The 21491-nt window shown below is 57.1% G+C and carries 22 protein-coding genes; 6 read left to right on the top strand and 16 right to left on the bottom strand.

The features are described from left to right. Nucleotides 1-7: 7 nt before the first annotated feature. Genes OS190_RS02790 through OS190_RS02775 form a run of 4 tightly spaced genes read right to left on the bottom strand, consistent with a single transcriptional unit; the run spans nucleotide 8 to nucleotide 2961 of the window. Complete coding sequence (locus tag OS190_RS02790) at nucleotides 8-943, bottom strand: OmpA family protein (RefSeq protein WP_267157136.1); 936 nt, start codon at nucleotides 941-943, stop codon at nucleotides 8-10. Continuing rightward, the gene (locus OS190_RS02785; protein ID WP_267157135.1) at nucleotides 940-1509 is read right to left on the bottom strand and encodes a peroxidase-related enzyme; all 570 of its coding nucleotides are present in this window, start codon (nucleotides 1507-1509) and stop codon (nucleotides 940-942) included. The genes OS190_RS02790 and OS190_RS02785 overlap by 4 nt, the downstream gene beginning before the upstream one ends. After that, nucleotides 1499-2245, bottom strand: coding sequence for a GNAT family N-acetyltransferase (locus OS190_RS02780; RefSeq protein WP_267157134.1), 747 nt, complete (start codon nucleotides 2243-2245; stop codon nucleotides 1499-1501). The genes OS190_RS02785 and OS190_RS02780 overlap by 11 nt, the downstream gene beginning before the upstream one ends. Next, nucleotides 2242-2961, bottom strand: coding sequence for a competence/damage-inducible protein A (locus OS190_RS02775; RefSeq protein ID WP_267157133.1), 720 nt, complete (start codon nucleotides 2959-2961; stop codon nucleotides 2242-2244). The genes OS190_RS02780 and OS190_RS02775 overlap by 4 nt, the downstream gene beginning before the upstream one ends. A gap of 47 nt (nucleotides 2962-3008) precedes the next feature. Here OS190_RS02775 and sfsA point away from each other — a divergent pair, with 47 nt between their 5' ends. The 3 genes from sfsA (at nucleotide 3009) to OS190_RS02760 (ending at nucleotide 5924) form a co-directional block, all read left to right on the top strand. Next, on the top strand, nucleotides 3009-3722 hold the full coding sequence (sfsA, locus tag OS190_RS02770; RefSeq protein WP_267157132.1) for a DNA/RNA nuclease SfsA: 714 nt from the start codon (nucleotides 3009-3011) through the stop codon (nucleotides 3720-3722). Between the two features lie 33 nt (nucleotides 3723-3755). Beyond that, nucleotides 3756-4568, top strand: a complete 813-nt coding sequence (gene map / locus OS190_RS02765) for a type I methionyl aminopeptidase (protein ID WP_267157131.1) — start codon at nucleotides 3756-3758, stop codon at nucleotides 4566-4568. Nucleotides 4569-4712: 144 nt separating this feature from the next. Next, nucleotides 4713-5924 carry an aminotransferase-like domain-containing protein gene (locus OS190_RS02760; RefSeq protein ID WP_267157130.1) on the top strand — a complete coding sequence of 404 codons (1212 nt, stop codon included), beginning with the start codon at nucleotides 4713-4715 and terminating at the stop codon, nucleotides 5922-5924. Here the strand turns inward: OS190_RS02760 and rsmD are convergent. Together rsmD and OS190_RS02750 are read right to left on the bottom strand one after the other, a co-directional pair. Next, complete coding sequence (gene rsmD, locus OS190_RS02755) at nucleotides 5908-6468, bottom strand: 16S rRNA (guanine(966)-N(2))-methyltransferase RsmD (RefSeq protein ID WP_267157129.1); 561 nt, start codon at nucleotides 6466-6468, stop codon at nucleotides 5908-5910. The two genes, OS190_RS02760 and rsmD, sit on opposite strands and share 17 nt — an antisense overlap. After that, nucleotides 6465-7673 carry an NAD(P)/FAD-dependent oxidoreductase gene (locus OS190_RS02750; protein ID WP_267157128.1) on the bottom strand — a complete coding sequence of 403 codons (1209 nt, stop codon included), beginning with the start codon at nucleotides 7671-7673 and terminating at the stop codon, nucleotides 6465-6467. The genes rsmD and OS190_RS02750 overlap by 4 nt, the downstream gene beginning before the upstream one ends. Before the next feature lie 107 nt (nucleotides 7674-7780). Here OS190_RS02750 and OS190_RS02745 point away from each other — a divergent pair, with 107 nt between their 5' ends. After that, nucleotides 7781-8269: a peroxiredoxin gene (locus OS190_RS02745; protein ID WP_267157127.1), complete on the top strand. Its 489-nt coding sequence runs from the start codon at nucleotides 7781-7783 to the stop codon at nucleotides 8267-8269. A gap of 48 nt (nucleotides 8270-8317) precedes the next feature. Here OS190_RS02745 and OS190_RS02740 read toward each other — a convergent pair whose 3' ends face one another. The 8 genes from OS190_RS02740 to OS190_RS02705 all read right to left on the bottom strand — a co-directional run bounded on the left by OS190_RS02740 (nucleotide 8318) and on the right by OS190_RS02705 (nucleotide 17404). Next, on the bottom strand, nucleotides 8318-9184 hold the full coding sequence (locus tag OS190_RS02740; RefSeq protein WP_267157126.1) for a mechanosensitive ion channel family protein: 867 nt from the start codon (nucleotides 9182-9184) through the stop codon (nucleotides 8318-8320). Further along, entirely contained in the window at nucleotides 9184-9492 is a 309-nt protein-coding gene (locus OS190_RS02735) for a 4a-hydroxytetrahydrobiopterin dehydratase (RefSeq protein ID WP_267157125.1), read from the bottom strand. Before OS190_RS02735 ends, OS190_RS02740 begins: the two co-directional genes overlap by 1 nt. Next, nucleotides 9489-10676 (bottom strand): GNAT family N-acetyltransferase, encoded by a 1188-nt coding sequence (locus tag OS190_RS02730; protein ID WP_267157124.1) that lies wholly within the window; start codon nucleotides 10674-10676, stop codon nucleotides 9489-9491. The genes OS190_RS02735 and OS190_RS02730 overlap by 4 nt, the downstream gene beginning before the upstream one ends. 49 nt (nucleotides 10677-10725) lie before the next feature. Further along, on the bottom strand, nucleotides 10726-11487 hold the full coding sequence (locus tag OS190_RS02725; protein ID WP_267157123.1) for a glycerophosphodiester phosphodiesterase family protein: 762 nt from the start codon (nucleotides 11485-11487) through the stop codon (nucleotides 10726-10728). Beyond that, entirely contained in the window at nucleotides 11484-11942 is a 459-nt protein-coding gene (locus tag OS190_RS02720; RefSeq protein WP_267157122.1) for a RidA family protein, read from the bottom strand. Before OS190_RS02720 ends, OS190_RS02725 begins: the two co-directional genes overlap by 4 nt. Nucleotides 11943-12007: 65 nt before the next feature. Beyond that, entirely contained in the window at nucleotides 12008-13333 is a 1326-nt protein-coding gene (locus OS190_RS02715) for an HlyD family type I secretion periplasmic adaptor subunit (protein ID WP_267157121.1), read from the bottom strand. After that, entirely contained in the window at nucleotides 13330-15063 is a 1734-nt protein-coding gene (locus OS190_RS02710; protein ID WP_267157120.1) for a type I secretion system permease/ATPase, read from the bottom strand. Before OS190_RS02710 ends, OS190_RS02715 begins: the two co-directional genes overlap by 4 nt. 121 nt (nucleotides 15064-15184) lie before the next feature. Continuing rightward, nucleotides 15185-17404, bottom strand: coding sequence for a transglycosylase domain-containing protein (locus OS190_RS02705; RefSeq protein ID WP_267157119.1), 2220 nt, complete (start codon nucleotides 17402-17404; stop codon nucleotides 15185-15187). Between the two features lie 253 nt (nucleotides 17405-17657). Between OS190_RS02705 and OS190_RS02700 the strand changes: the two genes are divergently transcribed. Both OS190_RS02700 and OS190_RS02695 read left to right on the top strand, forming a co-directional pair. Beyond that, nucleotides 17658-17996, top strand: a complete 339-nt coding sequence (locus OS190_RS02700; RefSeq protein WP_267157118.1) for a P-II family nitrogen regulator — start codon at nucleotides 17658-17660, stop codon at nucleotides 17994-17996. Nucleotides 17997-18076: 80 nt separating this feature from the next. After that, complete coding sequence (locus OS190_RS02695; RefSeq protein WP_267157336.1) at nucleotides 18077-19351, top strand: ammonium transporter family protein; 1275 nt, start codon at nucleotides 18077-18079, stop codon at nucleotides 19349-19351. 70 nt (nucleotides 19352-19421) lie between these two features. Here the strand turns inward: OS190_RS02695 and OS190_RS02690 are convergent, their stop codons facing one another. Further along, nucleotides 19422-20606 (bottom strand): amino acid aminotransferase, encoded by a 1185-nt coding sequence (locus OS190_RS02690; protein WP_267157117.1) that lies wholly within the window; start codon nucleotides 20604-20606, stop codon nucleotides 19422-19424. Further along, nucleotides 20606-21460, bottom strand: a complete 855-nt coding sequence (sseA, locus tag OS190_RS02685) for a 3-mercaptopyruvate sulfurtransferase (protein WP_267157116.1) — start codon at nucleotides 21458-21460, stop codon at nucleotides 20606-20608. Before sseA ends, OS190_RS02690 begins: the two co-directional genes overlap by 1 nt. Nucleotides 21461-21491 lie beyond the last annotated feature (31 nt).

Here is a 21491-nt window from a genome sequence, read left to right as displayed (position 1 = left end):
TCCCCGACTAGTCAGAACCAAGCAGCACAACTTCGACACGACGGTTGCGCTCGCGACCTGCGGCCTCCAGATTGCTGGCCACGGGTGACAAATAGCCCATGCCCTCTGCATCCATACGCTCGGGTGGGATGTCGAATTCATCGACCAACCGCTGACGCACAGACCGTGCACGCGCACGCGAAACGCCGATATTCGCCTCCAGACTGCCAACGGCATCTGTATGTCCGACCAACGCGATACGCTGTTCCGGCCAGCTTGCCATAAAGGCCGCCAATGCAACCAAACTGTCAAAGGGGCCTTTCCCCAATGCAGTGCTGCCGCTTTCAAAATCCAGATCCGAGAGTGCGGAATGTCCTGCCTCAAACAGGGCGGTTGCCAAATCTCCGTCGCGCATCGGTGTGGCAGCTGCCGGTAGACCGGCGGTGGTTTCAACTGTCAGTGCATCTTCGTTCGCACCGCCCGCATGGATGATCTGGACATAGGCCGAGGTTGCCGACGTACTGGCAAGAACGGTCACCGCTACACGCACTTCACCGTCAACACGTTGCAATCCGGTGACAAAATGAAAGGCCCGGATATTCACGTACATATTGGGACCCGGCAAGGTCTCTGTCGCAAATCGGAAATCAAATCCGCCACAAACAACATCCCGGCAATCAAGCGCGATCTCGAACCCGGCCTCGACCAATTGCTCGCGCAGCGGTCGCATCACCTGAAACGGGGTGAGCCCCGGCGAATCCAACCGCCAGGCGGCACGCCGGATTTCCCCTTCAACCGTAATGACAGGTACGGCGTTCTGCGCAAAAACGCCAACCGGCGCGTCATAGATGTCTGGGTCCGTGTCACGGACAACGGTTTGTCGCGCAGTAACGGGGAGATTAAACTCTACTGCGCCCAACGGCCCCGCCATAAACAACAATAGTGCCGTAACAGCGCGGATCATCGTGCCTGTGAATGGTATTCGGCATTGGGGCGCATGTCTGTTCCACTGGCAACCCGGTTCGTCATATTGAAAAAGGCGGCTACACTGGCAATGTCCCAGATTTCACGGTCACTAAACCCCACATCACGCAACCGCTGGCGGTCGCTTTCTTCGACGCTGGCACTTTCCTTGGTCAATTGTACCGAGAAATCCAGCATCGCCCGCTGTTTCTCTGTCAGATCCGCGACCTTGTAATTCATCACCAGTGCTTCGCCCAGAGCCGGATCACCAGACAGGGCCCGCACGGCCGCCCCATGCGCGACGAGGCAATAATAGCATTTGTTCACTGAAGAAACCGCAACCGCGATCATCTCGCGCTCCAGCTTGCTCAGCGCGCTATCGCCCAACATAAGGTCATTATAGAGCGCGGTGAATGAATTTAGCTTTGTCTCGTCAAAGGCATAGGCCCGCAAGACATTGGGAATCATGCCCAGCTTTTCCTGACAGACATCAAAATATTTTTGCGTCGGCTCCGGGAGCGGGTCCATCATCGGCAAATTCAGGGCGGTCGGCATATTATCGGCCATGGCTGATTCCTTCTGGTTGATCGGGGCGATACCGATAATGGTAGCCGCCAGCGCGTGTGAATCCCAGAGCGCGATACAGCGCGTTAGCGCTTTCGTTCTGATCCACACACAGCACCGAGATATGCCTTGCCCCTTGCGCCCGCCCCCAGAATGCCGCTCTGCGCATCATCCATTGTGCAACGCCCATACGCCTTTGATGCGGCAAGACCTCGACGGCATGCACCATGCAGACTTCCTCATGCACACCGGCAAAGGCAACGCCCCCCGGCTTTTCATTCCAACGCGACAGTATCGCAGTTTTGCGGGCTGCGCGTGCCATCACAGCCAATCGTTCAGGGCCAATTCCCCCCTGCGCCCAGATTTCGCGCATGATTGCCAGCGGCTCCCAAAGGTGAAAGGCGGTCACGCGGGGAATTGCCTGATCGGTCAATTGTTCGATCGGCAGCGTGTAAATATGCACCGGATCAATGATGGCATAGCCGCGCGCATCCAGCGCTGCATCAAGTGCCACCTCACCTTCACGGATCATGAACAGCGGCGACTGGCCAAGTGCCGCCATCCCCGCTTCGGCAGTTGAAACATCGGCCGGTGCCTTGTCGTTCAACGCTGTCGCGGCAGAGACCCGTTTGCCACCACCCTGCCCTTCGCGATAGGTCCAATTGCCATCGTCAAAGCGGCGGGCAGCGGGCCATGTCTGGTCACATGCCTCATAAAGCTGCGGCAAGGATGGGATCATGGAAAGACCTCGCCAAGCTGGGCCATGGCTGTTTCGATCTCGGTTTCTTCTGTACCGCGTATCACGATATGGGCACCATATTTACCGTCCTTCTGAAACGGATAAGATCCAATCGACAAGGCCGGAAAGGCATCTGCCAACACCCTCAACGGCCCAGCAATGTCACCCTCACCCCGATCAATCCGCAAGGTTCTGCTGATCAATGGTCTGCCCCCCGTCAACGTCGGCAGGACCGACGCAACCATTGCAGTGAAAACCGACGGAACCCCCGCCAACACATACACGTTTTTCAGTTTGAAACCCGGAGCGGCAGACACCGGATTGTCAATCAAGGTCGCCCCCTCGGGAATACGCGCCATGCGCAAACGGGCATCGTTCAACTCGGTTCCCGATTTCGCATAATGCGCGGCCAGGATCGCGCGCGCATCCTCGCGCACATCAATCGATGCTCCAAAAGCGGCGGCGATACAATCGGCAGTAATGTCATCATGAGTCGGCCCGATCCCCCCGCTTGTAAAGACATGGTCATAGGCCACAGACATCGTGCGAACAGCGTCGATAATCGTCTTGCTTTCGTCCCCGATCATTCGCGCTTCGCACAGGTTGATGCCGGCTTCGGTCAACTGCCCTGCCAGATGATGCATATTGCTGTCGCGGGTCCGCCCTGACAGGATCTCATCCCCGATCACGATCATGGCTGCAGTGGGGTTTGGCATTGCGCTTCTCCTTGAGCGGGGTTGAACAAAGGTATAGGCCCCTGCCCATGCGCTTTCAAACCGAACTTGTTCCTGCCCGCCTGATCCGCCGCTACAAAAGGTTTCTGGCCGATTGCAGGCTGGAGGACGGTCGCGAAGTAACCGCCCATTGCGCCAACCCGGGATCAATGATGGGACTGGCAGAACCGGGCATGAAAATATGGCTTGAACCCAATGACGACCCCAAAAAGAAGCTGAAATACGGCTGGCGTCTGGTCGACCATGAAAACGGTCACTTTACTGGCGTTGATACATCCCTGCCGAACAGGGCCGTGCGTGCCGCATTGCAAGCGCGTCAAATTGACGGACTTTCAGCCTATACGACCGTCCGGCCCGAAGTGAAATACGACAGCAATTCCCGGATCGACTTTCTGTTGAGCGGCACGGGCCTGCCCGACGCCTATGTCGAAGTTAAATCCGTCACCCTTTCGCGCCAGCCCGGCCTTGCAGAATTCCCCGATAGCGTGACCAAGCGGGGCACCAAACATCTGGGTGCTTTGGCGCAAGTTGCCCAGTCCGGTCACCGTGCCGTCCTGCTTTATCTCGTGCAGCGCACCGACTGCAACAGGGTGACAATGGCCGCCGATATTGACCCTGCCTACACCGCCGCGCATGATAGTGCGACAAGATCAGGGGTGGAAACCTTGTGCATCGGGACCCATATCACACCCCAAGAGGTCACGATCGGTGACCCTCTGGTCCTTGTCAGTCCGACGCGCTAGGACGGTGCAAATGATAACCGATTGGAGAAACCGGTGAACGAACAACACCGTGGCCGTCAGACAAAAGACGGCATTCGCATTTACGATCCCTCGGATTTTGCAGGGATGCACGCCGCCGGCAAACTTGCCGCAACGATCCTCGATGAGATCGCGGCCCATGTCGTTGTTGGCCAGACCACGGCTGAACTGGACCGTCTGATCGAAAAAATGGTCGACGATGCCGGTGCAAAATCCGCCACCATCGGTTACAAAGGCTATAAGCACGCCAGCTGCATTTCCGTGAACCACGTGGTCTGCCACGGCATTCCCGGTGAGAAAAAGCTGAAAGACGGCGACATCCTGAACATTGACGTCACCGTTATCGTTGACGGCTGGTTTGGTGACACCAGCCGCATGTATGTCGCAGGCAAACTGTCACGCAAGGCAGAACGCCTGATCGACATCACCCATGATAGCCTGATGCGCGGAATCAATGCAGTCAAACCCGGCAACACCTTTGGTGACATCGGCCACGCTATACAGACCTTTGTCGAAGCACAGCGCATGTCGGTTGTAACCGATTTTTGCGGTCACGGTCTGGGACGGGTTTTTCATTCGCCGCCGAATGTCTTGCATTATGGCAAGCCGGGAACAGGCGCAGTGCTGGAAGCGGGCATGTTCTTTACGATCGAACCCATGGTGAACCTTGGCCGTGCGGAAACCAAAACGCTGAGCGATGACTGGACCGCCGTGACCCGCGACAAATCCCTGTCCGCACAATTCGAACATTCAATCGGTGTCACCGACGACGGCTGCGAAATCTTCACGCTATCACCTGCGGGAAAATTCCACCCGACCTACGGTTGATCCGCCTTCCCAGAGCCTGAAGATACGCAAAGCAGAGCACCTCTGCGCCTCGGGATCTGAAATTTCCCTGCGCCAATAGGTAATAACCATTGCCATAATTACCCGCCTGTGCTGTCCTGCCCGAAATAGGGAAGGGATTCTGACGTGAATTGGCAAAACGTTTTCGCCACCCGCATGGGGCGGATGAAGGCAAGCGAGATCCGCGAGCTGCTCAAGCTGCTGGATCAACCGGACATCATTTCCTTTGCCGGCGGTATCCCCGATCCTGCCTTGTTTCCTGTCGATGCCTTTCAGGACGCCATGCGCGCCGCCTTGTCCCCCGAAAACAGCAGTGCAGCTCTCCAATATTCCGTTTCCGAAGGTTACGCCCCCCTGCGCGACTGGATCGTGGATGAGATGTCGACCCTTGGCATTTCATGCAGCCGCGACAATGTGCTGATCACCTCCGGATCACAACAGGCTCTTGATTATTTAGGGAAATCAATGCTTTCTCCCAGTGACACTGCCTTGGTTACATGGCCTACTTACATGGGCGCACTGGGGGCGTTCAATGCCTATGAACCCACCTATGATCGGCTGATCCCCGGCAGCAACCGCTCTGCCGCGGATTACGCCGAAACCGCCAAGGCCGCAGGTGGTCGGGTGAAATTTGCCTATGCTTCCGTTGATTTCGCCAATCCAACCGGCGAAACGCTAGACCGTAGCGCTCGCGAAAACATTCTGGATCTGGCCGAAGAACTGGACATCGCGGTGATAGAAGATTCCGCATATCAATCCCTGCGCTATGACGGGGATCCGATCCCGCCGATGCTGGCGCTGGAAATCGAACGCAAAGGCACGATCGACGTCTGCCGTACAGTGTACTGTGGCAGCTTTTCCAAGACCCTGGCTCCGGGTTTACGGGTCGGCTGGGTCTGCGGTGCACAAACCATGATCAGTCAACTGGTGTTGATGAAACAAGCCGCGGACCTGCATTCTGCGACGCTCAACCAAATGGCTATCAATACAGTGGCGCGGGCGGTATTCTCCGAACACACAGCCAAGCTGCGCCGCACCTATGCCGCAAGACGCAACATCATGCTGGAGGCATTGCAGACACATATGCCCGAAGGTGTCAGCTGGACCAAACCCGAAGGCGGCATGTTTATCTGGGTCACCCTTTCCAAGGCAATGAACGGCGGCGATCTGCTGCGCTCTGCGCTTGCAGATCAAAAGGTGGCATTTGTGCCGGGGCAGGCCTTTTTTGCCGATCGTTCAGGCGCGAATACCTTGCGACTCAGCTTTTCGATGGCCAATGACGCCCAGATCAGAGAGGGGATGCAACGGTTAGGTGCCGCGATCAAGGCTGCGATGTAACCTCAAGCAGGGTCACATGGGTATCGCCATACTTGCGCCGATCCAGGCGGGTAAAACCTTCTGGTGCATGCTGAAATGTGTTTTCTTCCCAGATGATCATTGCGGTCGGTGCCAGCCATCCCCCCGCCTGCGCGTTTTGCAATGCCTGTTGCCCCATCTTCTTGCCATAGGGCGGATCAAGGAAAACCAAATCGAATGGCGGCTCGGACCAAGATCCCAATCGCGTCGCGTCATTGCGCATCAACGCCGTCTTGTCCTGTACCCCCAGTTTGGCAATGTTTTCGCCGATCAGCCGTTGGCCAACCCGCCCGTTCTCCACAAAACAGACACGTTGAGCCCCGCGCGAAAGCGCCTCAAACCCCAATGCACCGGTTCCTGCAAAAAGATCCAGCACGCGGGCACCCCTCAACACGTTGTGATGTGTAAGCATCGAAAACAGGCTTTCACGCACCCGGTCCGACGTGGGCCGCAAATGGGCTTCCGCATCGCCCTTGCCCACCTCTGCCAATACCCTGCCGCGAAACGCGCCCGCAATGATCCTCATGCTTTCAGCAAGGCCTTGAGGTCTGTTTCTGAGTTCGCAATCACTTCGGGATCCGGCGATTTATTGCTTTCGATCAACCGCTTGCCGACCATGTAACCTCGTGGATCATTCATCGCGTCCACGGCCAGCAACTCTGCGCCGCGATAATACCAAAAAGCGACGCTATCCGCATCCGTTCGCCGCGTCACAACCCTGTCGTATCCGCTGTTCAACCCCGCAATCTGCAGTTTGACATCATATTGATCCGACCAGAACCAAGGCTTGGCGATATAGTCTTTCGTGCCACCCATGATGTTCTCGGCCACACATTCCGCCTGATCGATGGCATTGGGAACAGATTCCAACCGGATGCGCCCGCCGCGATAAGGGAAAGACGTACAATCGCCCGCGGCCCAGACATTCGGCGCAGAACCACGTCCCCGCGCATCAACCCTGATGCCATTTTCTATCGCCAACCCGGCCTTTTGCGCCAATGCCGTGGCCGGTCGTATCCCCACTCCGACAATGACGAAATCAACCTCCAGTTCCGATCCGTCACTCAACCGTGCCCCGCTGGCATCCCCATCGCCCAGCAGGGTTTCCAGGCCGACACCCTCGCGAATATCAACGCCATGCCCTTTGTGAAGATCACGGAAAAAGGCGCTTGTTTCCGGCGCAGCAACCCGTTGCAGGATTCGCTTTGACATCTCGATCAATGTCACCTGCAGGCCCAGTTTCGCGGCAACCGAAGCCGCCTCCAGTCCGATATAGCCGCCGCCCACAATCAGCACCCGAGCACCTGCAACAAAGCGCGGTGCCATCGCATCGACATCGGCCAGATCGCGCACCACATGAACAGCCCTCAGATCGCCACCAATTGCCGCAGGCAGGCGGTTCGGCTCTGATCCCGTGCACAGAACCAGATCATCATACCGCAGGCGTTCTCCGCCCAGGGATACAACCTGTGCGTCGGTATCAATTCCCTCAACCCAGGCATTCATCCGCAGATCAATGTCATTTTCCGAATAAAAGCTTTCGGGGCGCAGGAACAACCGCTCCAACGTCATGTCGCCCATCAGATATCCCTTGCTCAACGGCGGGCGTTGATAGGGCGGTACGGGCTCAGCCCCGATCAACGTCACCTTGCCGTCAAATCCGCCATTGCGCAGTTTCGCAACACAGGACGATCCTGCCTGTCCTGCCCCGACTACAATCACATGACCCATGAATTTTCTCCCGCGCAATTATTGTGACTTCGAATGACTGGTCGTGCCCGCTTGCAAAACCTATATGTTTGACACAGACAAGCGCAATCAAATGAAAGGTATTTCTCATGACAATTTCCCAAGGCGACTTGCTGCCGGATGCAACATTGGTTCAGATGGGTGCAGAGGGGCCCGCGCCCGTCAGCATGGCCGACAAGGTCAAGGGCCGCAAAGTCGTGGTATTTGCCGTACCGGGTGCCTTCACTCCGACCTGTCACTCTGCGCATGTGCCCTCATTCGTGCGTACCAAGGACCAGTTTGACGCCAAAGGTGTAGACGAAATCATCTGTATTTCCTGCAACGACCCCTTTGTAATGAACGCCTGGGGCGAGGCCACAGGCGCAACGGCAGCAGGCATCACGATGCTTGCCGATGCTTCATCCGAGTTTACCAAGGCAATTGGAATGGATTTTGATGCAGCCCCCGCAGGCCTGATCGCACGATCCAAACGCTATGCGATGCTGGTCGATGACGGCAAGGTGACCCTGCTGCAGGAAGAAGAAAACCCCGGTGTCTGCGAAGTCTCCGGTGGTGAGGGCCTGCTGGCCTCCATGTAATCGACGAGCGGGGCGCAAAAAGCGCCCCGTTCATACCGCTCTCGCGTGTTACCCTGACGCCTGAATCATCGTGCGTGTCGGGAACGGAATATCGACACCTCCAGCATCCAGCGCTTCTTTGACCTGCCGCGTCATATCAGCTTTAAAGACAAAATAATCGGATGCATTGCACCACACCCTCACCAGAAAATCGACGGAACTATCACCCAGGTTTGTAACCTGAACAAAGGGGGGCGGCTCGTCCAAGGCGCGAGGATCGGCCAGAATTGTATCACGAATGATCGTTTCCGCATCCTTGAGATTGGCCCCATATCCGACACCGAATGTCCATTCGGCCCTGCGTCGGTCATTTGTGGAATAATTGGTGATCACATTGCCCCAGACCTTTGCATTCGGGACAATCACCTGCACATTACTGGTATCGGCAAGCTCTGTGAAGTTCAGGTTTATCTGCCTGATCGTGCCCATCTCGCCCGCAACTTCCACAAAATCGCCAATCTTGATCGGACGGAACAGGATCAACATGACCCCCGCTGCCACGTTGGACAACGTACCTTGCAAGGCCAGACCAATGGCCAGACCAGCCGCACCGATGATCGCGACAACCGACGTGGTCTGGACCCCAAAGGTGTTGAGTACAAACAGAAAGGTAAAGCCCAGGACCACATAGCGCACGATAGAGGCAAGGAAATCGAACAACATCTCATCCAGATGTTTGTTCCTGCGCCCCAGATTGGATACGCGTCCTTGCAACCACGATGAAACGATCCACCCCAGCAGCAGGATCGCAATAGCCCCTAACAAAGACCCTGCTGCAGAGGCCAGGAACTCAAGCGTCAACAGATCCGCCATCGACTTGCCCTGCCAGATCTCGGTTGTCATCGCGGATTTGATCGTGTTTTCCACATCCTCCATCAGTCCTGTCCACCCTTGCACAACCCGTCCATCTTGCGTGCCAATTTGGCATCCAGCGCGCTTAATCCGCCTACGTCATGGGTCGTCAGTGTGACTTCGACCGTCTTGTATACATTGCTCCATTCCGGATGGTGATCCCATTTTTCCGCCCAGATAGCGACCCGAGTCATCCAACCGAATGCATCCACGAAATTCCCGAATTCAAATGTCTTGTGAATTGCATCGCGGCCTTCGACCATAGCCCAACCGGATCCGAACAAAGGTTTCAATACCGTTTGCCGTGTCTCTTCGCTCAGTTTCTCTGTCATTCCTGTTCCTCAACCTGGACCCGTCTGAACGGTCCGTATTCTGTCAAAACTTCAATCTCATGGTCAACTGCATCACGCTCCGCCTGCAAATACTCGCCCACCGCATTGGCAAATCCCGCATCCCGCATCCAGTGCAGCGACCATGTCGCAGTCGGCAAATACCCGCGAGCAAGTTTATGTTCGCCCTGCGCGCCTGCTTCGACTGTCCGCAGCCCCTTGGCAAGGGCGATGTCGATGGCCTGATAATAACACAGTTCAAAGTGCAGGCAGGGATGATGTTCGGCACAGCCCCAATATCGACCGTACAACGCATCTGCACCAATAAAGTTCAACGCCCCGGCAATCCACCGACCGTCGCGCCGCGCCAGTACCAGGGCGATGTCATCGCGCATCCTGTCCTGCATGATGTCAAAAAACGCACGGGTTAGATAGGGCGTCCCCCATTTTCGTGACCCCGTGTCCTGATAGAATTGCCAGAAGGCGTCCCAATGTTCCGGCTGGATCTGATCACCCGAAAAGGTCTCGATCGTGCCGCCAAACCCCTGCGCCTGCGCGCGTTCCTTACGGATGTTCTTGCGTTTGCGCGAACTAAGACTGGCAAGAAACCCGTCGAAATCGGAGTAATCGTCATTGTGCCAGTGAAACTGCTGGTTCTTGCGCACCATCAACCCGAGGTTCTGGGCAAAGCGCGCCTCTTTCTCGGTGCAGAACGTAATATGCAATGAGGACAGATTGTTGTTTTCTGTGACCTGGACTGCCCCCTGGATCAACGCCTGCCTGCCGATGTCTTCAAACCCTGGACGGGTCAGGAAACGGCGACCGGTTGCTGGGGTATGTGGTACGGCGATCTGCAATTTCGGGTAATATTGCCCCCCCGCCCGTTCAAATGCATTTGCCCAATTGTGATCGAACACATATTCACCCTGTGAATGCATCTTGGCATAGAGTGGCGCAACCGCGATCATCCGGCCATCAACAAAGGCCGCTACATGTTGTGGTTGCCAGCCGGTTCCGGGGCCAACGCTGCCGCTGTCTTCCAGTGCCGACAGAAAGCGATATGTGGTAAACGGATCGCGCGGCGGGCTGCCATCGGCCGTTTCGGGGCAGGCACAGGCATCCCATTCGGTCTGACCAATCTCGGCAATGTCGCCCATCAGCCGGATGTCGATACTCTGCGCGTTCATCTGCTGCCCTCGCTGCCTTGGATGTTATCTGTGGCCCAAACCGACAGAATCAACCATCAATCACCGCGCGATAGCCCTCAAAGGTGATATTATCCGCCACCCGGCGCGCAATCTCCTCTTGAACCGGGTCTCTGATCGTCCAGCAACAGATCATCGCCCCCTGATCTTTCAGCGCAGCCACACGCGGGGCAGCCAAATCAATCACTTCGTGGCTGACAAAACTGGCCTCGACGCGATCATAATCAGGTATTTCGCGCAAATGGTCACAGACCGAACGTGGCAACGGCCAGTCCTCATACCGAAAGGCACTGGTGACGATCCCCCGCGGAACTTCAGGACATAATGCCGCCATTTGTGCCACCGAATGCGGGTTGAACGACATCACCGCAACCAACCCCTGATAGCCGACCAACGCATTCGCCACGGCCTGCTCCAGCGGTCCTATGTCCGGTCCCATCGCTCCATCCTGATCCTTCAATTCGATCACCAGTGGTACCTGACCTGCGACAATCTCCAGAATCTCTGCCAGGCTTGGGATACCTTCGTCCCCACCGGTCAGCGGAATCTTTTTCAGCTCGGCAGCGCTGCACAACCGCAGGGCCCCCTTGGCATCGGTCAGCCGGTCCAAGGCATAATCATGAAAGACCATTGCCCCCTGGTCCGCGCTGAGCTGTACATCGATTTCGATCCCATAGCCCGCCTCGATTGCTGCGCGAATAGCGGCGCGGCTGTTTTCAGGCCGGCCGTCATTCACATCATGCAACGCCCGATGCGCGAGCGGGATGTCATAAAAAGCGCGATGCAACGTCATGCGATTTCGAAAATACCTTCGATTTCGACAGCAACGCCCATCGGCAGCGATGGTGCGGATACGGCAGAACGGGAATGACGCCCCTTGTCACCCAACGCCTCTACCAGAAAATCAGAACAGCCGTTGATCACCTTGGGCTGATCGGTGAAATCATCCGTGGAATTTACAAAACCTGTCAATTTCACAACCCTGACCAGCCGCTCAATATCGCCACCACAGGCGGCTCTGACCTGCGCCAGCAGGCTGATTGCACAGGTCTTGGCAGCTTCAGCACCCGCCGCAACGTCCATGTCGGCGCCCAGTTTGCCGGTAATCAGACCATCCGGTCCATTGCTTATCTGGCCCGAGACATAGACCATATTGCCCACCTGGACATAGGGCACATAATTGGCGGCCGGGGCTGGCGCATCAGGCAGGGTGACACCCAGTTCAGCAAGACGGTTGGCGATGGACATGATGGATACTCCTTTGTGATTGTATTGCGCCGGAAGCTAGCCCTGTTCAGCGCAAACGAAAAGACCTAGCTTTCGCGAAAAGCACGCGCAAAATAATCCGCCAGGGGTTTGACAAGATAGACCATCGGAGAATGTGCTTTGGTGTGGATAAACGCCTCAACAGGCATCCCCGGCAAAAGCTGTACACCGACAGGCAACTTTTGCAATTCTGCGGCAGGCAGTTCCATTTCCACCCGGTAATAACTCTGCCCGTTTGCCGGATCGGTGATGACATCCGCTGACATCTGGATGACCCTGCCCTGGACCTCGGGCGTCATCTCCTGATCAAGCGCGGACAGGCGCAGTTTCACGCTTTGGCCCAGTGCCACCTGATCAATCTGGCGTGGTTGCACGGTCAAAGCGACAATGAGCCCACGGTTCTGCGGCACGATATAAAGCACCGGTTCAGCCGGCCGCAAGACCGCCCGCCCGGCGCGGATCGTCATGCCATAGACAATCCCGGAAACAGGTGCGCGCACCTTGGCCTGCGCAATCTCAAGCCGCAGCGCAGCCACGTCGCGCTGGTATTCCCGGATCGGTGCATCCAGATCCTGCGCCGTGGTCAGCCCCGATTCAAGATGTCTCGCCACGATGCGCGTCAACTCCAGATCGGCCTCAATCATCCGTTGTGCTGCAACAGCCCGATCAGCCGCCAGTTCCCCCAGAGAACCTTGCAGTCGCGCCTCTTCACGCTCCAGACCAATCACCGCATTGATCGAGGTCAGCTTCCTCGTCCGCAATGACCGCTGTGTCTCCAGTTCCTGCCTGTTCAGGTCAAGCTGCCGCAACAGTGCGGTTTCGCGGGCATCCAGACCCTGCATCTCGGTCGCGATTTGTTCTTTGCGATTTTCCAACCGGATCATTTCGCTGTCGATGTTGCGTTGCCGGATACGAAACAACATGCGCTGCCTGTTCAATATCTCTGCAAATGCCGGGTTGTCCGCACCACGCGCGGCCATCCCCGCATCAAATTCGACCGACCGATGACCTGCCTGCTCTGCATGCAAACGCTGCTGGCGGGCGCGCAATTCGAACAATTGCGCCTTGGCAAAGGCCAGTGCCCCCTGCTGACGCAGTGTATCCAGTTGCAACAAAACCTCGCCGGCAGTGACATGTTGCCCGTCGCGGACATTTACCGCAGCCACCTCGCCCCCCGTTGGATGCTGGACAACCTGGCGATTTTGCGCACCCTCAATCGTGCCGGAAACAACAACTGCACCGGATATTGCTGCGCGAAACCCCCAGTAGAACACGCCCACCACCAGAACGGCAATAGCAGCGCAGCCGGTGAAAATCTGAGGCCGCGCGGAAAGACCGGCGCGCGGATCCGGTCGTTGCGCACCCCTTTTCATGTCATCCCCGCCGCCCTTTGCGGACGCCGGATGGCCTCGACGTTCTTGACCATGCCTGACAACACCTCGTCCTTGGGGCCAAAGGCAATGCGCACGCCACCGTCCAGCACCAGCAACATCTCACATTCCTGTATGGCTGCCGGCCGATGTGCCATGATCAATACGGCACCGCCGCGCGCCTTGATCCGGCGCACCGCCATATTCAACGCCTGCGATCCGGCATTATCGAGGTTGGCGTTTGGTTCATCCAGAACCAGCACGACCGGATTGTCATATAGCGCACGCGCCAGCGCAATCCGTTGCATCTGGCCACCAGACAGGCGCAAGCGACCTGCCTGGACCAGAGTGTCGTAACCTTGCGGCAATCCAAGGATCATGTCATGCGCCGCTGCGCATTTGGCCGCTTCGACTACTTTGCTTTCATCAGGATGCTGCGCCAGCCGTGCGATGTTCTGTGCCACAGTCCCGTCGAAAAACTGCACCCGCTGCGGCAAATACCCGATGTGTTTTCCCAAGGTTTCTGAACCGTATTGATCCAATGTTGCCCCATCCAGCCGGATGTCCCCGCCTGCGACCGGCCAGACGCCACTCAACGCCCGGGCAAGACTTGATTTTCCGCTTCCTGAGGGTCCGATAATGCCAACCGCCTGGCCCGGTGCGACGTGGAAACTGACGGATTTCAGCACCGCCTTGCGCTCTCCAGGCGGAACGAGGGTAAGTGCATGCACCTTTAATTGTCCCGTCGGCTCAGGCAGCGGCAAACGCTCCTCCTGTATCGGTATCGCGTTCAACAAATGTGCAAGCCCGTGCCACCCCTGTACTCCCTGTTGCACTACGGGCCATTGATGCACCAGCGTTTCAATCGGAGAAAGGGCACGACCCAGCAAGATGGAACCGGCAATCATCCCCCCCGGTGTCATTGCCTGACCCAGCACCAGCCATGCGCCCAGACCCAGCATCATGGATTGCAGTAACAACCGCAGTGTACGCGTCAATGCCGAGAACCCGCTGCCCAGATCCAATGAAAACATCTGTTGCGTTTGCGCAGTCAGCCGCACCTGTTTCCAATGCGCCATGGCCGCCTCGCCCATGCCCAGCGCCTTGACGGTTTCCGCCTCGGTCATGATCTGCTCTGCCACGCTATCCGCCTGACGCGCCGCCTCTCCCGCGCCTGCCTGACTGCGCCGTGACAGTATCTGATTGGCAATTGTAATCATGACCAGCGTGGCCGCCCCGCCCAAGGCGAGCCAGCCCAACAAGGGATGGAACACAAAAATCGCCCCAAAGAAAATCACCGTCCAGGGCATATCAAATCCAGCGATGATTACAGGTGCCGCCAACAATCTCTGCACGGCATCCAGATGGTCAAAGCCCGCACGGCTTTGCGCATCACCCAAAACAGCGGATTTGCGCAGCATCGCGTCAAACACCCGCTGATCCAGATCACGCTGAAACTGCATGCCGATCCGCGCCATGATATGCGCACGCGCACCGTCAATGATTGCCAGAACCCCGAACAAAAACACAACCAGCAAAGACAGTGCAACCAGGGTTTCCACCGATCCGGAACCAAGCACGCGGTCATAGACCTGCAGCATATACATCGGGCCGGTCAGCATCAGCAGATTGGCAAACAGGCTGAACAATCCAACAAACCACAACAACACGCGACTGCGCCGGCGCACCGCGCGCAATTCTGCATATCCACGATTGGGTTTTTCCGCATTCACGGGGGCACTGCTCCGGTTTCGGTCTGCGGCGTGACGCAGGGCATTTCCGAAGCAGTTAAACTACGAAGCATTAAGATCGGATTGCGATGGCCCTCAGCCTGACATTTAGGTTAAGCGGCGCTTACCGGTCACCGGCATTCGGCGCGGTCGTTATCGTGCCATTGCCATCCCCGCCAAAAATATCGCGCAACACCTGATCAATGATCGTGCCTTGTTTGCCTGGGTTGGAAGGCGGTTGTTGCGGTGCCGGCGGCGCTTCACCCAAACCACTTTGTGGCACCGGGGCAGACATCGGCAACGGCTTCACCGGCAATCCTTCATGCACGCGGCTCATCACTTCGCGCCAGATGTCTGTCGGCAAACCACCACCCGTCACACCCTTTAGCGGCGTATTGTCGTCATACCCCATCCAGACACCGGCCACATAATCTGCGGAAAAACCGATAAACCATGCATCTTTGGCAGCCGAGGTTGTGCCGGTTTTACCCGCCAGTTCACGCCCTCCGAACTGCGCCCGTTTGCCGGTGCCTTCGGAAATGACTTTTTCCATCATATAGACCAATTGGCGCGCTGCATCCTCCTGGATCACCCGTTCGCCGATGCCGCCACCGCTGCCCATCAACGGTTCGTCGTCCCCCAGTAGCGACAGTTCGACCAAACCATAGGGCGTGACCGAGGAACCGCCATTCAGGATGCCAGCATAGGCACCTGTCATCTCGATCAGGGTGCTTTCCGACGCCCCAAGAGCCAAAGCCGGACCGATCGCCAGATCGCTTTGAATGCCGAACTGCGTAGCCACATGGCTAACCAGTTCACGGCCCACGCTTTCCGAAATTTTGACGGCAGGGATGTTCAACGACTGTTTGAGCGATTCCGTCAGCGTCACCGTTCCCTTGAAATTGTTGGTATAGTTACGCGGACACCATTCACCGGATCCGGGAATGTTCAGGCAATAGGGTTCGTCCTTGATCAGGTCATTCGGCGAATATCCCAGATCAAGCGCCGCCGCATAGACAAACGGTTTGAATGCCGATCCGGTCTGGCGCAGCGCCTGGGTCGCCCGGTTGAATGCGCCTGATACCTTCGTGCGCCGCCCCCCAACCATCGCCCGCACCGCCCCGTCTGCCGACATCACTACAATCGCAGCCTGCGCCTTGGATCCGTCCCGCACCTTGTTGTCGAACACCCATTTCAACCCCTCTTCGGCGGCTTTCTGGATACGCTGGTCCAGTGTGGTGGTGATACGCACGTCTTCGGTGGTGTTTCGGGTAAAGAATTCCGGCCCGGTGGACATCACCCAATCGGCAAAATAGCCCCCTGCCCGCGCCTCTGCCGCCTCCGACAGCTCGGCCGGATTGGCCGTCGCCGCCGCCGCCTCTTGGTCGGTAAGATACCCTTGATCCCGCATTAACCGGATTACAGTTGCGGCACGATTTTGCGACCGATCCAGGTTGCTCGTCGGCGAAAGCGAACTTGGCGCGGTCAAAAGCCCTGCCAGCATCGCACCCTCCGCCGCATTCACCGCCGATGCCGGTTTCGCAAAAAACCGCTGTGATGCGGCTTCGGCCCCAAAAGCACCGCCGCCCATATAGGCACGGTTCAGATAGATCGACAGAATGTCGTCCTTGGAATATTTTGCTTCCATCGCCATGGCAAACAACGCTTCCTTGGCCTTGCGCTGGATCGACGATCGGCGGCAATTCGCTTCGTATTCCTTTTCGGTAATCCCAGTCGAGGCATCAAAAGGTTCGCCCAGACAGATCAGCTTGGCCACCTGTTGTGTTATTGTAGACCCGCCATGTCCCGACAAGGGTCCCCGTCCTTCGGAAAGGTTGATCTTGACCGCGGATGCGATACCGCGCGGGCTGACACCGAAATGGCGATAGAACCGTTTGTCTTCGGTCGCGATGACGGCATTCTTGAGATGCGGCGATACAGAAGAGGCCGTGACCACGCCACCAAACTGATCACCGCGCCATGCGAACACTTCGTTATTGCGATCCAGCAGGGTCACGGACCCCTTGGCGCGACCATCCAGCAGCGCCTCAAGTGGCGGCAGGGTGGTGTAGAGATAGCCAACCGCAAGCGCCAGCACCAGCACAGCCACCGCCGTCAACCGCCAGGTGATTTTCCAGATCATGCGCAGGATCCAGGACACAAGAGCTGCGAGAAATCCAACGATGCCACCGCGACGCGCCCGTTTGGGGCTCGTGGCCTTGCGCCGCGCCGGTGCCGCCTTTTTGGTCGGTTTCCTGACCGGTTTCTTGGCCGCGGCCTTGCCTTTGGCCGGATACCGCTTATCCGCCACCAAGGGGCGTTTGCGCTTGGGTTTGTCACTCATAACTTGGCCTGCTCGGCTACTCTTTTTGGCAACATAGACCGCTTTGATCGGATTGTTTAGCACCTGCTTGCAACATCAAGGATTAAACAGTCGCTCAATTTTTAAGCATATTACAGCATTCGATTAAATTTTATGCGGCGATTCCGCTTTTGACCTCCGTTTTAGGCCGCCGGCCCTTTCCACATCCCGCGAAATGCAAGTTGCTGCAGTTGCACAATTCAAAATCAGCCTGGCAACCAAAGAGGGACCAAAGGTGAAACTCATCATTGCAACAATCAAACCATTCAAGCTTGAGGAAGTACGCGAAGCACTGACCCAAGCGGGCGTTCGCGGCCTGATGGTGACGGAAATCAAGGGGTTCGGCGCACAATCCGGCCATACCGAGATTTATCGCGGTGCCGAATACGTCGTGAACTTCCTGCCCAAGATCAAACTCGAACTGGTCGTGGCCGATGCCGTCGCTGACCAGATCGTCGAGGTGATCTCGCGCAGTGCCAAAACCGGCAAGATAGGCGACGGCAAGATCTTTGTGATCGACGTGGAACAGGCCGTGCGCGTGCGCACCGGCGAAACCGGCGATGACGCCATCTAGATCAGGGTAACAAGGAAATACAAACGATGACATTGTTGAAAAAAGCTCTCATTTTTACCGGCGCATGCGCTGCGCCAACCATGGTCATGGGACAAGATGCCGATACTGCTGCCATTGCCACAGAAATGATCTGGATCATGAACACGCTTCTGTTCCTGATTGGCGGGTTTCTGGTCTTCTTCATGGCTGCAGGGTTTGCCATGCTCGAAGGCGGATTGGTCCGCTCTAAGAACGTCACGATGCAAATGACCAAAAACGTCGCGTTGTTTTCGCTGGCCACGCTTGCCTACTGGGCCTTCGGTTATAACCTGATGTATCCTTTGGGTAGCTGGTCGGTCCAAGGTGTGCTGTCAGGTGTCTTTGGCACCGGAGTTCTGGAAGCCGTCGGCGTTACACTCGCCAATGCCGACGATGCATCCTATGCTGCGACCGGCTCGGACTTCTTTTTCCAACTGATGTTCTGTGCCGCGACGGCCTCCATCGTATCAGGGGCATTGGCCGAACGGATCAAACTCTGGCCCTTTCTGTTCTTCGTGATCCTCCTCACAGGTATCATTTATCCGATACAGGCCTCGTGGAAATGGGGCGGCGGTTTTCTTGACGAAGGCGGGTTTCTCGACTTCGCGGGATCAACAGTCGTCCATTCCGTTGGCGGATGGGCCGCCCTTACCGGAGCAATCATCCTGGGCCCACGGATCGGCAAATACAAGGACGGCCGCGTGAATCCGATGCCCGGTTCCAACCTTGCGCTGGCGACATTGGGCATGTTCATCCTCTGGCTCGGGTGGTTCGGATTCAACGGCGGCTCGCAACTGGCGATGGGGTCTGTTGGCGACATCGCGGATGTTTCCCGCATCTTTGCCAACACCAATGCCGGGGCTGCCGGTGGCGCTGTCGTCGCCCTCATCCTGACACAGGTCCTCTATGGGAAACCCGACCTCACGATGATCCTGAACGGCGCTCTTGCCGGTCTTGTCTCCATCACAGCGGAACCCCTCACGCCCTCACTCGGCATGGCCTCACTGATCGGTGGCATCGGCGGCGTGATCGTAGTTTTCGCCGTCCCGCTTCTGGACAAGTTCCAGATTGACGACGTGGTCGGCGCAATTCCCGTGCATCTTTGTGCCGGAATCTGGGGAACTCTCGCTGTGGTTCTGACCAATAGCGAGGCAAACCTCGGCACTCAGATCTATGCCATCCTTGTGGTGGGTTTCTTTACGGTTACCACCTCGGGGGCGGTCTGGCTCATTCTCAAGGCAACTCTGGGCATCCGCGTTAGCGAAGAGGCCGAAATCACGGGTCTCGATGTGTCGGAACTGGGCATGGAAGCCTATCCCGAATTTTCAAAAGGCTAGGTTCCTACCCGGCCCCCGAAAAACCCGGGCCATTTGGTCCGGGTTTTTCCCTGTCACGCAATCATTGCTGTCAGACACCGACATCAACAATTGCCTGCGCCAGTATCGGTACCGTTTGCGCGTTCAGCCCGGCGATGTTCATGCGGCTGTCACCGACCATATAGATGCCATGCTCGACCCGCAGTGCCTCAACCTTATCGGGCGTTGTGCCGATCCGCGAAAACATCCCGCGGTGCTGCGCGATGAACCCAAATCGGTCAGACCCCGACAAACGCTGCAATTCCGCCGCCAGCTGTGTGCGCAGCCCCAACATGCCCAAACGCACTGCTTCCACCTCTGCCATCCAGTCCTGGCGCAAATCATCATCGTCCATAATGGTCGTCACAATCCGCGAACCGTGATCAGGGGGAAAACTGAAGTTCTGGCGGTTCAAAAAGGCAAGCGACGCCTGATGCAGTGATTGCGCATCCGTGTTTTTGGACACTGCCATCAATATGCCCGTACGTTCGCGATAAATGCCAAAGTTCTTGGAACAACTGGCCGCAACCAAGGCCTCGGGTACAGCCGCAACCAGCTTGCGTGTCGCGGTGGCATCCGCCTCCAACCCGTCCCCAAACCCTTGATAGGCAATGTCGATCATCGGTGTTGCACCACTGTCCTGCAGCAGCTTGATCACGGCATCCCATTCTGCCGAATTCAGGTTCGCCCCTGTCGGGTTATGACAACAGCCATGCAGCAGGATCACATCCCCTTTTCTGGCGGCCTTGAGATCTTGCATCATACCATCGAAATCGACACCACGTGTCTCGTTGTCAAAGTAGCGATAGGAAACGGCCTCTATCCCCAGGTATGACAGGATCGACAGATGGTTTGGCCAAGTCGGATCAGATACGAAAACCCGCGCATCCTTGTTGATGTTTTGGATCAACTCAAACGCCTGACGGATGGCACCAGTGCCCCCAGGGGTAGCAATGGCCGCAACCGTATTGCGTGGCACCGCATCATCCAGGACAAGCGAAACCATCGCATCGGCAAAAGCCGGATCGCCCGCAAGTGACGTATAGACCTTGCTGTCCTGCACTTCCCAGATCCGCTGCTCTGCCGCCTTGACTGCCCGCATCACCGGCGTCAGACCCGTTGCATCCTTGTACACGCCGACACCCAGATCAATCTTGGCCTCGCGCGGATCTTCGCGGTACATCTTGACCAATCCCAGAATGGCATCCGGGCTGGGTTCTTTTAGTGTTTCAAACATTATGCCTCTCCTGTTGCCACGGATACGGTGGGGAACATGCCCCACTCTGTCCATGATCCATCATATAGCGACCAATCCGGATGGCCGACCCGCTCCAGCGCCAGCGCGAGGATCGAAGCCGTAACACCGGACCCGCACGTGGTGATGATCGGCTTGTCCAGATCAACGCCTGCCGCCTCAAAGATCGTGCTGATCTCTGCCGGTGATTTCATCGTCTTGTCTTCGTTCAACAGCGTGGCGAAAAACACATTTCGCGCGCCCGGAATATGCCCCGCACGCAGACCTTCACGTGGTTCAGGCGCATCGCCACGGAACCGCGCCGGTGCACGGGCATCGACAATTTGCGGACTGCCCAGCTTAGAGGCCTGCGCCACCTGCGTCACATCGCGCACCAATTGATTCTGGACACGCACCGTCATATGCCGGTCCCGCGGAATCGGCGGCATGTCTTCAGTGGCATTGCCTTCGGCTACCCATTTGGGCAGCCCCCCGTCCAGCACCGCGATATTCTCCTGACCCATCAACTTGAACAGCCACCAAACCCGCGCCGCAGAAAACAATCCGGCACCGTCATACACCACGACCTGATGCCCGTCGCCCACACCCATTGCGCGCATCCGCGACATGAATTTCTCAACCGGGGGGGCCATGTGGGGCAAATCGGACCGCGCGTCGGAAATCTCGTCAATGTCAAAGAAACGCGCGCCCGGGATATGCGCTTCGTTATACTCCGCCTTGGCATCGCGGCCTTCATCCGGCAAATACCACGACGCATCCAGAATGCGCAAATCAGGGTCTTTGAGATGTTTGGCCAGCCATTCGGTTGAAACAAGCGTTTTGGGATCATCAGGCATAGCGCATCCTTTGCGTTCAGGGTCGCCCCTG

The sequence above is a fragment of the Sulfitobacter sp. F26204 genome, from assembly GCF_026410305.1.
GTDB lineage: Bacteria > Pseudomonadota > Alphaproteobacteria > Rhodobacterales > Rhodobacteraceae > Sulfitobacter.
Note: the sequence above shows the minus strand (reverse complement) of the source record. Positions and strands in the feature narration are given on the sequence as shown.

Excerpts from the sequence above, each read along its gene's own strand:
- OS190_RS02745 (WP_267157127.1), top strand. The coding sequence starts at position 7,781 with ATGACAATTTCCCAAGGCGACTTGCTGCCGGATGCAACATTGGTTCAG.
- OS190_RS02690 (WP_267157117.1), bottom strand. The coding sequence starts at position 20,606 with ATGTTTGAAACACTAAAAGAACCCAGCCCGGATGCCATTCTGGGATTG.
- OS190_RS02735 (WP_267157125.1), bottom strand. The coding sequence starts at position 9,492 with ATGACAGAGAAACTGAGCGAAGAGACACGGCAAACGGTATTGAAACCT.
- OS190_RS02785 (WP_267157135.1), bottom strand. The coding sequence starts at position 1,509 with ATGGCCGATAATATGCCGACCGCCCTGAATTTGCCGATGATGGACCCG.
- OS190_RS02720 (WP_267157122.1), bottom strand. The coding sequence starts at position 11,942 with ATGTCCATCGCCAACCGTCTTGCTGAACTGGGTGTCACCCTGCCTGAT.
- OS190_RS02705 (WP_267157119.1), bottom strand. The coding sequence starts at position 17,404 with ATGAGTGACAAACCCAAGCGCAAACGCCCCTTGGTGGCGGATAAGCGG.
- OS190_RS02695 (WP_267157336.1), top strand. The coding sequence starts at position 18,077 with ATGGTCATGGGACAAGATGCCGATACTGCTGCCATTGCCACAGAAATG.
- rsmD (WP_267157129.1), bottom strand. The coding sequence starts at position 6,468 with ATGAGGATCATTGCGGGCGCGTTTCGCGGCAGGGTATTGGCAGAGGTG.
- sfsA (WP_267157132.1), top strand. The coding sequence starts at position 3,009 with ATGCGCTTTCAAACCGAACTTGTTCCTGCCCGCCTGATCCGCCGCTAC.
- OS190_RS02790 (WP_267157136.1), bottom strand. The coding sequence starts at position 943 with ATGATCCGCGCTGTTACGGCACTATTGTTGTTTATGGCGGGGCCGTTG.
- OS190_RS02775 (WP_267157133.1), bottom strand. The coding sequence starts at position 2,961 with ATGCCAAACCCCACTGCAGCCATGATCGTGATCGGGGATGAGATCCTG.
- OS190_RS02780 (WP_267157134.1), bottom strand. The coding sequence starts at position 2,245 with ATGATCCCATCCTTGCCGCAGCTTTATGAGGCATGTGACCAGACATGG.
- OS190_RS02715 (WP_267157121.1), bottom strand. The coding sequence starts at position 13,333 with ATGAAAAGGGGTGCGCAACGACCGGATCCGCGCGCCGGTCTTTCCGCG.
- OS190_RS02725 (WP_267157123.1), bottom strand. The coding sequence starts at position 11,487 with ATGACGTTGCATCGCGCTTTTTATGACATCCCGCTCGCGCATCGGGCG.
- sseA (WP_267157116.1), bottom strand. The coding sequence starts at position 21,460 with ATGCCTGATGATCCCAAAACGCTTGTTTCAACCGAATGGCTGGCCAAA.
- OS190_RS02750 (WP_267157128.1), bottom strand. The coding sequence starts at position 7,673 with ATGGGTCATGTGATTGTAGTCGGGGCAGGACAGGCAGGATCGTCCTGT.
- OS190_RS02740 (WP_267157126.1), bottom strand. The coding sequence starts at position 9,184 with ATGGAGGATGTGGAAAACACGATCAAATCCGCGATGACAACCGAGATC.
- OS190_RS02730 (WP_267157124.1), bottom strand. The coding sequence starts at position 10,676 with ATGAACGCGCAGAGTATCGACATCCGGCTGATGGGCGACATTGCCGAG.